The sequence below is a fragment of the Enterococcus sp. AZ095a genome (assembly GCF_050546735.1).
In the GTDB taxonomy this organism is placed as follows: Bacteria; Bacillota; Bacilli; order Lactobacillales; family Enterococcaceae; genus Enterococcus_D; species Enterococcus_D entomosocium.
This window is the reverse complement of record NZ_CP172953.1, coordinates 2425141-2439754: the sequence shown is the minus strand read 5'-3', so window position 1 is coordinate 2439754 and position 14614 is coordinate 2425141. Positions and strand designations below refer to the sequence as shown.

Annotated in this window: 11 protein-coding genes and 1 pseudogene; all 12 read left to right on the top strand. The window is 44.4% G+C overall.

Annotation, left to right across the window (positions count from 1 at the left end):
- The first annotated feature begins 3 nt into the window (after positions 1–3).
- The 12 genes and pseudogenes from IGJ26_RS11255 (at position 4) to IGJ26_RS11200 (ending at position 14454) form a co-directional block, all read left to right on the top strand.
- Positions 4–879: an ROK family protein gene (locus IGJ26_RS11255; protein ID WP_194199504.1), complete on the top strand. Its 876-nt coding sequence runs from the start codon at positions 4–6 to the stop codon at positions 877–879.
- Entirely contained in the window at positions 872–2263 is a 1392-nt protein-coding gene (locus IGJ26_RS11250; protein ID WP_194199505.1) for a glycoside hydrolase family 1 protein, read from the top strand. Before IGJ26_RS11255 ends, IGJ26_RS11250 begins: the two co-directional genes overlap by 8 nt.
- Positions 2264–2503: 240 nt before the next feature.
- Complete coding sequence (locus tag IGJ26_RS11245) at positions 2504–3385, top strand: ABC transporter permease (protein ID WP_086294872.1); 882 nt, start codon at positions 2504–2506, stop codon at positions 3383–3385.
- 13 nt (positions 3386–3398) lie between these two features.
- Positions 3399–4319: a carbohydrate ABC transporter permease gene (locus IGJ26_RS11240; RefSeq protein ID WP_005225516.1), complete on the top strand. Its 921-nt coding sequence runs from the start codon at positions 3399–3401 to the stop codon at positions 4317–4319.
- A 27-nt stretch (positions 4320–4346) separates the two neighbouring features.
- A complete protein-coding gene (locus tag IGJ26_RS11235) occupies positions 4347–5816 on the top strand; it encodes an ABC transporter substrate-binding protein (protein ID WP_016613578.1) in 1470 nt (489 codons plus the stop codon).
- Between the two features lie 273 nt (positions 5817–6089).
- Positions 6090–6710 carry a DUF624 domain-containing protein gene (locus tag IGJ26_RS11230; RefSeq protein WP_008378954.1) on the top strand — a complete coding sequence of 207 codons (621 nt, stop codon included), beginning with the start codon at positions 6090–6092 and terminating at the stop codon, positions 6708–6710.
- On the top strand, positions 6703–8451 hold the full coding sequence (locus IGJ26_RS11225) for a sensor histidine kinase (RefSeq protein WP_008378953.1): 1749 nt from the start codon (positions 6703–6705) through the stop codon (positions 8449–8451). Before IGJ26_RS11230 ends, IGJ26_RS11225 begins: the two co-directional genes overlap by 8 nt.
- On the top strand, positions 8444–9928 hold the full coding sequence (locus IGJ26_RS11220; protein ID WP_008378952.1) for a response regulator transcription factor: 1485 nt from the start codon (positions 8444–8446) through the stop codon (positions 9926–9928). The genes IGJ26_RS11225 and IGJ26_RS11220 overlap by 8 nt, the downstream gene beginning before the upstream one ends.
- A gap of 107 nt (positions 9929–10035) precedes the next feature.
- The gene (locus IGJ26_RS11215; protein ID WP_005234774.1) at positions 10036–10635 is read left to right on the top strand and encodes a YczE/YyaS/YitT family protein; all 600 of its coding nucleotides are present in this window, start codon (positions 10036–10038) and stop codon (positions 10633–10635) included.
- A gap of 187 nt (positions 10636–10822) precedes the next feature.
- A complete protein-coding gene (locus IGJ26_RS11210; protein WP_194199507.1) occupies positions 10823–12043 on the top strand; it encodes an MFS transporter in 1221 nt (406 codons plus the stop codon).
- Between the two features lie 123 nt (positions 12044–12166).
- A pseudogene (locus IGJ26_RS11205) lies at positions 12167–13498 on the top strand (APC family permease).
- Positions 13495–14454: a D-2-hydroxyacid dehydrogenase gene (locus IGJ26_RS11200; RefSeq protein ID WP_086316390.1), complete on the top strand. Its 960-nt coding sequence runs from the start codon at positions 13495–13497 to the stop codon at positions 14452–14454. The pseudogene IGJ26_RS11205 and the gene IGJ26_RS11200 overlap by 4 nt, the downstream one beginning before the upstream one ends.
- Positions 14455–14614 lie beyond the last annotated feature (160 nt).

Here is a 14614-nt window from a genome sequence, read left to right as displayed (position 1 = left end):
GAAATGATGGTTTACGGAGGAATTGAAGCCGGCGGCACAAAAATGATTTGTGCCGTTGCCGATGAACAGCTGACGATCATCGCCCAAGAGTCGATCCCAACGACAACGCCAGAGAAAACGTTAGCGGCGATCTTTGCCTTTTTCGATCCCTACGATCTCGTGTCATTAGGGGTCGGTTCCTTTGGTCCGATCGGGATCGATCCAACCCAAGCGACCTATGGCCACATACTAGCCACGCCGAAACAGGGCTGGCAGCAGTTCGATTTTCTCGGTGCGTTGAAGAAGCGCTACCCAGAGACAGCATTTGCTTGGACAACAGATGTCAATGCTGCCGCTTATGGAGAATTACGCCAAGGAGCGGCACAAGGCAAAGACAGCTGTGTCTATTTGACTGTAGGGACCGGCATTGGCGCCGGGGTCGTTCGTGAAGGAAAGATTTTCGAAGGGATCGGTCATCCAGAAATCGGTCATACCTATGTCAAACGCCACAGTGAAGATATGTATGCTGGTACATGCCCGTATCACGGCGACTGTCTGGAAGGATTAGCCGCAGGGCCTTCTTTGGAAGGACGTACGGGGATCAAAGGACAAGACTTGCCGCAAGCGCACGAGATTTGGGGGTTGCAGGCCTTTTATCTAGGGCAAGCGCTGGTCAATATCACGTTAACTTTAGCACCTGAGATAATCATTTTAGGCGGTGGGGTCATGAATCAGCCGCATTTACTCGCTCAAATCCAACAAGCCTTCCTGAAACAAATGGCAGGCTATATGGAGACACCACCAGTGGAAGACTACATCGTCACTTGGGGCTTGCCGAACAAAAGTGGCATTATCGGCTGTCTCTTGTTAGGCAAAGAGCAGGTGACTGCCCATGACTAACCTGCATTTTCCTAAAAATTTTTGGTGGGGAGCCGCTGCCAGCGGTCCGCAAACTGAAGGACGAACGGCCGATGATGGCAAAGGCGATTCGATTTGGGACTATTGGTACGCAACGGAACCAGAACGCTTTTATCAAAAACGGGGACCCAAAGATACCGTCCAGCTGCTGCAGCGTTACCCAGAAGATGTAGCATTGATGAAAGAGATCGGCTTTAATTCTTTTCGAACCTCGATCCAGTGGAGTCGCTTGCTGCCAGAAGGAAGAGGAGCGGTCAATCAACAAGCGGTGGCGTTTTATCGCGAGTACTTCGCCACTTTGATCGAAAATGGCATCGAGCCTTTCATCAATTTGTATCATTTTGATATGCCGATGGCACTGCAAAAAGAAGGCGGCTGGCTCAATCGCGAGACTGTCACAGCATTTGCAGATTATGCCGCTTTGTGTTTTGAGTTGTTCGGTGATCAAGTCCGTCATTGGTTCACGCAAAATGAACCGATCGTGCCAGTGGAGATGGGGTATTTGTATCAACAGCATTACCCAGCAGAAATCAACTTGGCACATGCGGTGCAAGTCGGCTACCATGAAGCACTCGCCAGCGCTTTAGCGATCCAACGCTTCCGTCAGTCTCAGCAATCAGGCGAAATCGGCATCATCTTGAATTTGACACCGACCTATCCGAAAGATCCGAATGATGAAAAAGATGGCCAAGCGGCGCAACTGGCAGATGCCTTTTTCAACCGTTCCTTCTTAGATCCAGCGGTCAAAGGCACCTTTCCGGAAGAATTGATCACTGTCTTAAACGAGTTGGCGATCATGCCAGAAACCAGAGCAGAAGATTTGCAGATCATTAAAGAAAACACGGTCGATCTCTTGGGGGTCAACTATTATCAGCCGCGGCGGGTGCAGCAAAAGCGTTCTGCCAAAACAGCGGACACTCCAATGCCAGAAGATTACTTCGATGTTTATGATTGGCCAGAAAAGAAAATCAATCCCCATCGAGGCTGGGAAATTTATGAACGAGGCATTTATGATACCTTGATCAACCTACGAGACAACTACGGCAATATCCCTTGTTATATTTCAGAAAACGGCATGGGAGTCGAAGATGAAACACGCTTTATCGATGCCAGCGGTCAGATCCAAGATGAGTACCGCATCACTTTTATCAAAGATCATTTGCGGTATGTTCACCAAGCAATCCAAGAAGGCAGCCGGTGCCGCGGGTATCACATGTGGACTTGCATGGATAATTGGTCTTGGCTGAATGAATTCAAAAATCGTTACGGGTTTATTGCCGTTGATTTGGCTACCCAAAAACGCACCATCAAAAAGTCAGGTGAGTGGTTCCGTGAAGTGATTCAGCAAAACGGCTTTGTCGATTGATCCTTTGTAAAAAACAACTCAATGAAGCGTCCTATCTTGCAAAAGGTAGGACGTTTTTCTGGTTTTTAGAGAATAAAAACAAAATATAAACAAAGACCTTTAATTTGTTTCATTTTATCTTTAGTTTGTTCCTTATTTTTTAGGGATGAAAGCGTTATTCTAGTAGCATGAAGGAGATGATGAGATGTGAAGAAAAAGGGGTTTTGGAGGAATGTCTGGCAATACAAAGCGTTAATATTGATGGCTTTGCCAGGTGTTGTCTGGTTTATCTTTTTTTTCTATATACCTGTATTCGCAAATGTGGTGGCGTTCAAAGATTTCCACATTTCACCAGACGGCTTTTTTGCCAGTTTGAAACAAAGCCCGTGGGTCGGCTTTGATAACTTTAAATTTTTATTTGCATCCAATGATGCTTGGCTGATCACTAGAAATACGTTACTCTACAATATCGTATTTTTAGCATTCAACCTATTCTTTGCGATTGCCTTTGCCATTATAATGAGTGAGCTACGCAATAAGCGTTTGGTAAAAGTTTATCACACGATGTCACTGTTGCCGTACTTCCTTTCTTGGGTGGTTATTTCGTACTTTGTCTATGCCTTTTTGAGTCCAGACAAAGGGATCATCAACCAATGGATCACGGGTATGGGCGGTGAAGGAATCAACTGGTATGCTGATCCGAAATGGTGGCCGTTTATTTTCGTCTTTATGAATGTCTGGAAGAGCTTAGGTTACAACAGCATCATCTATTATGCGTCAGTGGTCGGGATCGATCAAACGTATTACGAAGCCGCGATGGTCGATGGTGCCAGCAAATGGCAGCAGATTAAAAATGTGACGTTGCCACAACTGATTCCAATGATTTCCGTCTTGTTGATTTTGAACATCGGTGGGATCTTCCGTGCCGACTTCGGACTTTTCTATCAAGTCCCACGAAACTCTGGGGCGTTGTACCAAGTCACCTCCGTTTTAGATACGTACATTTATAATGGACTGACTGCCACAGGCGACTTCGGGATGACCGCAGCTGCCGGCCTTTATCAATCAGTGGTTGGGGCATTATTATTACTAACAGCGAATTTGGTTGTTCGTAAACTAGAACCAGATTCAGCATTATTCTAAGGAGGATGGATAAATGAAGAAAAAAGTAACGAAAGTCGAGATCCGCTCCTTTAACCCAACGGTCAACCTGATTTTTAATATCGTGATCGGTCTGTTCGCGATTTCCTGTGTCTTGCCGTTTCTCTTTGTGATCGCGATCTCATTGACCAGTGAAACCTCTTTGGCAGAAAACGGCTATCGCTTTTGGCCACAAGAATTTTCGTTCGCAGCATATACCTACCTGTTTAGCGGACAAATGAGCAGCAAAATTTTCCAAGCATTTGGCGTATCTATTTTTATCACTGTTTTTGGTACCTTCGTCAATGCAACGATGACTTCGCTATATGCCTATGTCATCTCTCGCTCAAATTTTCCATTCCGTCGGTTCTTTACGATCTTCGCTTTGATCACCATGTTATTTGCGCCAGGGATGGTTGCCAATTACTTAGTGATGGTCAACTTGATCCAATTGAAAGACACGATTTGGGCATTGATCTTACCCCTTGCCTTAGGGCCTTTTAATATCCTTGTTATGCGGACCTTCTTTAAAAAGACGGTACCAGATAGTATTATAGAATCTGCGCGGATCGACGGTGCCAGCGAAATGAAGATTTTTCTGTCCATCGTGTTGCCCTTAGCGGTTCCAGGGATCGCAACAATCAGTCTATTTGCCGCTCTTGGCTATTGGAACGACTGGTTCAATGCATTGTTGTATATTCAAAAAGACTCTTTAGTGCCGTTACAAGCACTTTTGATGCGGATTCAAAGCAACTTGGACTATCTAGCCAAAAGCTCCGGCATGGCTGCCCAGATCCAAGGCGGTTTGGCCGCTTTGCCAAGCGAAACTGCTCGCATGGCAATCGTTGTTGTTGCAACCTTACCGATTGCGATCACCTATCCATTCTTCCAACGGTATTTTGTCGGTGGTCTGACAATTGGTGGCGTCAAAGAATAATCAAATAAGTATAGGGAGGAAACAAAAATGAATTTGTGGAAAAAAACAGCTTTTGCTGGGATGGCCGCAGCGGCAACTTTGGGAATGGCTGCCTGTGGGTCGAACGGCGCAACATCCGATTCAGAGAACAATGCAGACGGCGTAACGACTTTATTGATGTATCAAGTCGGGGACAAGCCAGAAAACTTTGATCAATTAATGGAGATCGCTAATAAACGCATTGAAGAAAAAACCAACGCTCGCATCGATCTGCAGTACATCGGCTGGGGAGACTGGGATCAAAAAATGAGCACCATCATTTCATCGGGTGAAAACTACGATATTTCTTTTGCCTCAAACTATGTTGCCAATGCGCAAAAAGGCGCGTATGCAGATTTGACGGAGTTAGCACCAAAATATGCCAAAGAAGCGTATGATCAATTAGACGAATCTTATATCAAAGGCAATACGATCGACGGAAAATTATATGCCTTTCCAGTCAACGGCAATATTTATGCCCAACAAGTCTTGACCTTCAATAAACAATATTTAGACAAATATGATTTGGATATCAGCGGGATCGAATCTTATGCAGATGCCGAAGACGTGTTGAAGAAGTTCAAAGAAGAAGAACCAAACATCGCACCGTTTGCGATCGGACAAACCTTTAATGTTTCTGGAAACTATGATTATGTGATTGGGAAAGATTACCCATTTGCTGTCAAATTGGATGGCGATACAACGAAGATCATCAATCAATACGAAGATGATGAACAAATGGAAAACTTGAAATTGATGCACAAATGGTACAACGAAGGCTTGATCCCAACCGATGCAGCCACCAATACAACTGGTTACCCATTAGAAGGCAACACATGGTTCATGCGTGAAGAAACCCAAGGACCAATGGATTACGGCGATACGATCTTAAGCAATGCCGCAGGTCATGAATTGGTTTCACGTCCAATCACGAAACAATTAAAATCAACCGGACAAGCGCAAATGGCAAACTTTGTCGTAGCGAATGTTTCGAAAAACAAAGAAAAAGCAGTGGAAGTGTTGGGCTTGTTGAACAGCGATCCTGAATTGTTGAATGGATTGGTTTGGGGTGTCGAAGGCGAAGCATGGGAAAAAATCGAAGGCCAAGACAACAAAATCCGTCTCCTTGATGGCTACTTGCCAAATACCCGGATGGCTGCTTGGAACACTGGAAACAACATGATCCTTTACACACAAGAATCCATCACAGACGATATGATCAAAGAGCGTGATGAAAACATCGCTAACGCGGAAGCATCACCAATCTTAGGGTTCAACTTCAAGACTGATAACGTGAAAACAGAAATCACGAATATCGCCAATGTCATGAACCGTTACAAAGCAAGTTTAGCAACCGGAACGATCGATCCAGAAGAAAATGTTCCGAAACTAAACGAAGAATTAAAAACCGCTGGCTGGGAGAAGGTCCGCGATGAAATGCAAAAACAATTTGATGAGTACCGCGCAAGCCAAGAATAAGCAACAGGTGGTTCTCATAAATCAATAGATCAAGCAAGCCGGAGGCTAAACGCATCAGGACCAATGGTTCCCACGTCTAGCTTTTGGCTGCTTTTTCTTTTAAAGTAAATAGCAAAATCTTTGATAAAAAACGTTACTTTTGTTTTTAACGTTCAAACAGCAAGCATGTTGCATCTAAAACGTACATAGCATTAAAAGATTCTCAGGTAGCTTGAGTAGGAAGCTGGAATCATGCTACATTTTCGGTAGGGAACAAATAAGGGAGGAATTTAAATGGAAGAAACAGCAAATAGCGGGTTGGTCAAGGGCTTTCGCTTGATTTGGGCGATCGTGAAGTTGAATTTGTTTTTTGTCGTATTGACGCTTGCCGGTGGTGGAATCTTAGGAATCGGTCCAGCGTTTCATACCATCAGTGCTTTGATCCACGAAGATGGACTGAACTATGAGAATCAAAGCTTTCGTAGTGCATGGCGCATTTGGCGCAACGTCTTTGTCAAGGCCAACAAGCAGTTTTATCTGTTTTTCCTACTGACAGGGTTCTTAGTGTATAACTTGTATTTAGCTACCCAGATCCAAGGCTTGATTTGGTTGATGATCTCTTTTGTTTTAGTTGTTGTCAGTGGATTGAGTGTTTTACTGTACCTGTTAAGTGTGGTTTTTGACACGTCTTATGAGATTTCCTTGTGGAATAACCTGAAATTGTCCTTTGTGTGTCTGTTTCTTCATATGGCGACCTTTCTAAAATTACTGGTTGGGATCGCTAGTATTCTAGTTTTTACTTGGATGATGAAAGGGCTCTTGCTCTTTGGAACCTTCAGCTTACTGATTTTATGGTGCCATGTGGCGATCAGCCAGGAAAAAAACGTCATTGATCGGGATTTGGCACATGACTAAGTGGCGTTTTCGTTTGTTCAAACACGATTTTTTGATCAATCAGTTGATGCAGCTGTACAGTGTACTCTTGGTGATCATCTCCATCATTATTATGTTGGTCCTGACCGCTTATACCGGAGCGGATCGTTTTACTACGAGTGAACGTTTAGTGGAGAGCACAAGCTTGCAGCTGGATGCTTACGTGCAAGATCAAAATACCGTTGTTTCAACGGTACTTGGCGAATTTACTAGTTCAGATACCGCCTTTGAATCATTACGCAACTATTTGCAGCTTTCATTGCCAGATTATTTTTCCTATAGTAATGATATTTTTCGCCAGACGGGACAGAGTGTTTACTTGCCCAATATTCTCTATCGTTTGATTCGTAATCATCCTAGTATCGAAGAGATCATCATTCAATTGGATGAAAGCAATGAGACATTAGTGGCAACGCCGGATACACCTTATGGAGAAAAACACAGCGGCAAACAGATTGATTTAAAAAATCGTCTGTTTTTTGTTCGTTCGATCGCCCAACCAAGTAATTATGCCCAGCCCTTAGGACAAGTCTACGTGATCTTTCGTTCAGACGATGTTTTAGCCAATCGACAAGAAGACAACCAAGTTCATGGAATCAACAGTTTTTTGTTTACCTCAAATGGTCAGCGCCTTTACAAGGATGCCACGAACCTCAGCAAGGAAACTTTAGCCAAAATAGATCAGGCGGTTGCTCACGGAACCATTCACGACACTCTTTCGAAAGACTTTTATATCAAAAAACAAACCACTGTCAGCGGAGAAGTGTCCCTGGTTTTGTTGTCAAAAAGGGTGATCTGGCGTGATATTTTTTCTAGTGCCATCTGGATCTTTAGTTTCGGGATCGGGATTCTCTTATTAGTCCTATGGGTGCTTCATCGCACCTTTAAGCGCTATACATCGCAAGTACAGCAGATCGTCTATGCGACGAAAGAAGTCAGCCAAGGGAATTTTGACAAACGGATCGATACCGCCAATGTCCAACAAGAGCTGAAAGAAATCGCAGAAGCCATCAATCAAATGACCTACAGTATCAACGAGTACATCAAAGATATTTACACGCTAGAGATCAAACAACGGGATGCCGACATGCGGGCGCTGCAAGCCCAGATCAATCCGCATTTTCTCTATAACACATTAGAATACATTCGAATGTATGCCTTGAGCCGCAACCAAGAAGAGCTGGCGGATGTCGTCTATGCTTTTTCGGCCCTATTACGGAACAACACGACGCAAGAAAAGACGAAGACCTTAAAAGAAGAAATCGATTTTTGTGAAAAATATGTCTACTTGTTTCAGATGCGCTACCCAGATAAGATCGCCTATCATGTAACCATCGATCCGGCATTAGAACAGTTGGAATTGCCGAAGTTCACACTGCAGCCACTTGTCGAAAACTATTTTGTTCACGGCATCGATTATCAGCGCAATGATAACGCCATCAGTATCAAAGCTTATAAAGAAGCCGGTCAAATCGTGATTGAAGTCAAAGACAACGGCAAAGGCGCAGATCCGCAGCAGTTAGGAATGATTCATGAAGAATTGCAAAATCAGGAGATCGGAGCCCAAACCTCAATCGGGATCAAAAATGTTCACGAACGGTTGCGGGGCATGTTCAATGGCGCTTATCAAATGGACGTTACGTCTCAAGCAGCCGCTGGGTTTACGGTCAAGATCCGTCTAGATGAAAACAATTTGCAAAGGGGGCATGAGGCAGATGTATAAAGCAATGTTCGTTGATGATGAATATATGATCTTGCAAGGGCTGCAAATGATCTTGCCTTGGCAAGAGCTGGGCTTTGAGGTGGTGCATACAGCGAAAAGTGCTAGTGAGGCCCTCGAGTATCTACAAGAACATTCCGTTGATTTGCTGATCACGGATATTCGGATGCCAGAAATGAACGGCATCGATATGATCCGCCAAGCGCAAGCGTTTGGGAATCGATTTTTTTCGATCATTCTATCTGGTTATCAAGAGTTTGCCTTTGTCAAACAAGGCATGGCGTTAGGTGTGCGTAATTATCTAGTCAAACCTGTTAACAAAGAAGAACTGCGTAGCAGTGTTCAAGCGATTGCAGCTGAGTTAGAGGAGCAGCAAAAACTGTTGGCAGAAAAAGAACTTTATCAAGAATCAAGCCTGCTGCTTTGGTTGAATGATGAATTGAACGAAAGCGAGTACCTCCATTTGCTGGCGCAACAGCGGGTGCCGCTAGCAGCACCCTTTACCGTTTTGCAGTTCAATGGGACTGCCGAGATCTTACAAAAAATCACGACGTTTTTTCAGCAACACGATCAGCCATTGATCTTACCAGGGCGATTAGATGAAAACCAAGTGATCATTACCGCAGCCGGACCAAGACAGCAAATCAACGCTGACTTAAAAGCACTAGCCCAGCAGCTTAATAGTAAAGACTGGCAGTTGATCATGAGCGAAACCATCAACGAGTGGGAGAATTTGTATAAAGCCTATGAGAAAATCAAGCAGGTTCAATCGTTGCAAGCCTTCTATCCAGATCTGTTTTTACAAGAACAGACGATCCACGTGGATATATTAGAGCGAAACGAAGAACTACCGTTTCTATCTTTTAACAAAGCGCTGACCATCGGGGATGTTAAAACAATCCAACATGAGCTAGATAAAATGTTCGCTATTTTGGAACAAACCCAAGCAGACCCTGAACATGTTCGCTATGTTTCTTTTTTGTTGTTCAATGATATTTATCGGCAACTGCCGGTGCTTTCCCAAGAAAACCATGAGCAGATTTTGGCACGGATTCGCGAGTCCAATACATTGGCAGATTTGCGGCAACTTTTTGATGATGTGTTGGAGCTGGCCAAATCGCAGCCGCCGCAAAAACGTTATTCAGAGATCGTTCAAAAGACGATCCAGCTGATTGAAGAAGGCTACACCCATGATTTGACGGTCAAATCAGCGGCAGAAGAACTGCACGTTAGCGTTGTTTATTTGGGGCAACTCTTTAAGAAAGAAACGGAAATGAGCTTTAATCAGTACGTCAATCTGGTGCGCATCAAGCAAGCCCAACAGCTGCTGCTTCATTCGAAAGCCACGATCAGTGAGATCGGCGATCGTATTGGTTACAACAATACCAACTATTTTTCGAAGATGTTTAAGAAGTTAAATGGCTTGACCCCCAAAGAGTTTCGCGATACCTATGAACAGCATTATGAATCCCTTGATTGAATTTAGATTTCTTCAAAAAAAATCCGGTTTTTGTGATTAAATGATAGTAATTGTGACGCTTTCACGGTAAACTAAGAGAGGAAAAATAAAGAAGAGAGCGTGATGTTGTGAAAGAAACCAAAAAATTTGCACAAGTTTTGATAGGTACCGGGCTGATTGCGTTAGCCATATCCTTATTGATCACTGCCCATCAAGGATATGATACGATCAGTACGTTTTTGTTAGGAATTTTGAATTTTATCGATGTCCCCTTTTGGATAGCCAGTTTGTGTTTTAACATTGTTGTTTTGTTGATCGTTGCAGTCTTTGATCGTGCCGAATTAGGCATTGGCAGTTTTATCAACGGGATCGGCTTAGGCTTGTTGATTGGGATCTTTGAACCAGTGATGGACAAAGTATCAATTCATTTGCCTTTCTACCCGTGGATCGCTATTTTCGCTGCACCGATCTTATTTGGCATCGGCGCCGGCATTTACGTTTCTTCCAACAAAGGTTCAGCGGCGTTAGAAGCCTTGACGGCCTTGATCTACAAACGAAGCAAATTGACCCAAAAAACGATCCGTATCGGCTTGGATGCTGCGATGGTCTTGATCGGTTTTGCGTTAGGCGCCAGTGTGGGGTTAGGTACTCTCTTGTGTATCGTCTTTATTGGCCCAATCTTTGAAGCCACCATGAAAACCATCGCTGCCCGAAGGAAAAACGCCTAGCCTTGAAAATAAGTCGGAAAAGCTGTCTGTAAGGACAGCTTTTTTGCTGCTTCCATTTAAGGGAATTATCTGAGGGAAGAAAAATCCTGATTTCCTTAAGATTCTCTGGGTAAAAAAAGTGTTTTCTCCATGGTTACTGTCTTATTGGACTTGGTATACTGATAAGACGAGTAAAGGAGAAGTGAAAATGAAAAGTTATCGTTCGACGATTGCGGCTTGCTTTGTAGGGTACATCGTTCAAGCCGTCATCAATAATTTTGCCCCCTTATTATTTTTGACCTTTCAAAGCCAATACCAGCTACCGATCAGCCAGATTACTTTGCTGGTTAGTTTTAACTTTTTGACCCAGTTAGCCGTCGATTTTGCAGCAATCTTTTTTGTAGACCGCATCGGCTATCGAGTGTCGATCGTAGCCGCGCATTTTTTTGCAGCGATCGGCTTGATTGGTCTAGCCGTTTTTCCCTTATGGTTTCCGACCCCGTTTAGCGGATTGTTAGCAGCGGTTTTGTTGTATGCCATTGGCGGTGGCTTGCTGGAAGTCTTAGTCAGTCCCATCGTTGAAGCCTGTCCAACGGATCATAAGGAAAAAACGATGAGCATGCTGCACTCGTTTTATTGCTGGGGGTACGTGGGGGTCGTTTTGTTCTCAACGGCGTTCTTCATGGTGTTCGGTATTCAACAGTGGCCGATTTTAGCGATCGTCTGGGCGCTGATCCCGTTGGTCAATTTGTATTTCTTTACCAAAGTCCCGTTGGCGCCAATCGTTGCCGAAGGAGAACGAGGGTTGACCACTCGGCAGCTCTTTTCCTTGAAAAGCTATTGGCTGTTTCTGGTGATGATGGTCTGTGCTGGAGCCAGCGAACAAGCAGTCAGCCAATGGGCATCGACCTTTGCTGAACAGGGCTTAGGTGTTAGTAAGACACTAGGCGATTTGGCAGGACCGATGGTTTTTGCCTTGATGATGGGGATCTCCCGCTTGCTTTACGGCAAATTTGGAGAACGAATCGATTTGAAACGCTTTATGTTTTTGAGTGTTTTGCTTTGCCTACTGGCGTATATGATGATCGGCTTTGCTTCATTGCCATTGATCGGGTTCCTTGGCTGCGGCTTAAGCGGTTTTGCCGTAGGGATCATGTGGCCGGGGGTCTTTAGTCTTTCTGCGCAATACATTCGCAACGGCGGGACGGCGCTATTTGCTTATTTGGCATTAGCGGGAGATCTAGGATGTTCAATCGGACCCGCTGTCGTCGGTAGCATCGTCGAATGGACGGGACAACAGCTGCAGGTTGGGATTTTAGGTGCGATCATTTTCCCGATCATCTTGCTGGCAGGAATTTATTTGGTTCAACAAATGCACAAAAAACGACAGCTTCCGTTGCTGGTTTTTCAAGAATCCACAAAAGAATAAAAAAATTTTGGAGCAAATGCCGTCTTTTCATGGTATTTGCTTTTTGTTTTCTGAAATTCCTCTAGTCAAGATAGTTTCTATCCGCTATACTTTGACTTATTCATTTAAAAAGGAAGTGATGTTGTGAAAAGTCAATTGAAAAAAGAAATCAGTTTTTTTGGGGCATTATCGACAGTAATGGGAACGGTGATTGGCGCCGGCGTGTTTTTCAAAGCAGCGGCTGTGGTCCAGCAGACCCAATCGACTGGATTGACCTTGTTGGTTTGGCTGCTTGCCGGCTTTCTAACGATTTGCGGCGGCTTGACCGTGGCAGAGTTAGCGACGGCGATTCCTGAGACCGGCGGACCTATTCGATATATCGAAAGAATTTATGGGAAATTACCCTCCTTTTTATTAGGCTGGGCACAAAGTATCATTTACTTTCCAGCGAACGTGGCGGCTTTAAGTATTATTTTCGCAACACAATGTTTGAACTTATTTCATCTACCTAGCAATTATTTGCTTCCTTTATCGATTTTGACCGGAACGAGTGTGACCTTGATTAATCTTTTGGGAACAAAAGCTGCAGCTCAAGTCCAGTCCGTCACCTTAGCAGTCAAGCTGATTCCGATTGCGGTGATTATCGTGGCTGGCCTGATGACACCAGGGCAAGTATCGGTCTCATTGGTGGATTTTTCTTCCAATACTCAAGGATCCCTTGCAGCTGGTATCAGTAGTGCCCTCTTAGCAACCCTTTTTGCTTATGATGGCTGGATGGGGGTCGGCAATGTCGCTGGAGAAATGAAGCGACCCGAAAAAGATTTGCCAAAAGCCATCATCTTTGGGTTGAGTTTTGTTACCTTGGTGTATGTGTTGATCAATGTTGCCTTTTTAAAAACATTGCCGATCGATCAAATCGCTGGTAATTTGAACAGTGCCTCAGAAACTGCGATGGCCTTGTTCGGCAGTTTTGGCGGAAAATAGGTCACGATCGGTATCTTGATCTCTGTGTATGGCGCATTGAACGGCTATACAATGACTGGCTTGCGGGTCCCATATGCGATGGCGTTGGAAGATGAGATTCCTTTCAGCAAGACCTTTGCGACCTTAAGTAAAACCACTAATGCACCCTATGCGGCGGCCTTTTTACAATTAGGGATCGCGTGTGTCATGATGCTTTTAGGCACCTTTGATCTCTTGACCGATATGCTGGTTTTTGTTATGTGGTTCTTTAGTGTATTATTGTTTGTAGGAGTTTTTCGTTTGCGAAAAACAGAACCGCAGATGAAGCGTCCGTATAAAGTTCCTTTCTATCCAATCATTCCCTTGATTGCGATTTTAGGCGGCTGTTTTATCTTGATCATGACCTTGATCACTGACACGTGGTTAGCAGTCGTGGGAATCGGCGTGACGTTACTAGGAATTCCCGTTTTTTATGGAAAAGCAAAAGGAAAAGCGAGAGGGGCGAAAGAATGAAGATCGTTGTACTTGATGGCTATGCGTTGAATCCAGGGGATTTGGCTTGGCAAGGGTTTGAAGAATTAGGAGAGGTGACGGTGTATGATCGTACCTCATATACAGATAAACAAGAAATTATTGAGCGAATCGGTGATGCCGAAGCGATTTTGACAAATAAAACGCCGATCACCGCTGATGTGCTCAAAGCATGTCCGCAATTGACCTACATTGGGGTATTAGCAACTGGATACAATGTCGTTGATTTGGCAGCAGCGAAAGAACAAGGAATCACCGTGACCAATATTCCTAGCTACAGTACCAATGCAGTGGCACAAGCGACCTTTGCTTTGCTGCTGGAAGTGACGAATCAAGTGGGACACCATAATCGTTCCGTGCATCAGGGAGACTGGCAAACTAGCAAAGATTTTTCTTATTGGCAGACACCGTTGATGGAATTGGCAGGCAAAACGATTGGGCTGATTGGATATGGTGCGATCGCTCAAGCAGTTGCCACGATCGCACATGCGTTTCAATTGAAAGTAATCTACTTTAATCATCGACCAAAACCAGCACAAGCGGATTGGGCAAAACAAGTTTCGCTGGCGGAACTGTATCAAGAAGCAGATATCATTAGCCTTCATGTTCCACAGTTTCCTGAGACAGAAAAAATGATCGATCGCACAGCATTGGCACAAATGAAATCTTCTGCGATCCTGATCAATACCGCCCGTGGCGGCTTGATCGATGAAGCGGCAGTTGCTGAAGCGCTGAAAACCGGGCAGATCGCAGCCTTGGCGGCAGATGTCGTCTCGAAAGAACCGATTGCAGCGGACAATCCCTTGTTGCAAGCACCAAATTGCTATTTGACGCCGCATATCGCTTGGGCGCCAGTCGAAACCCGACGTCGTTTGATGGGGATCGCTGTGGCGAACTTAAGCGGCTTTAAAGCAGGTACAGCGCAAAATGTCGTGTAAGCAAAACGAGCAATTAAAAGGACTTTGACAAAGCAGGCGACTAGCAAAGCAGTTAGTCTCGCCAACACAGTAACCATTTCGACCAGTCAGCCAGCCTCACAAGGTGATTGGTCGTAGGACTGGTGGTTTGTCTAAGTCTTTTTTTGCTGAAAAAGAAAGG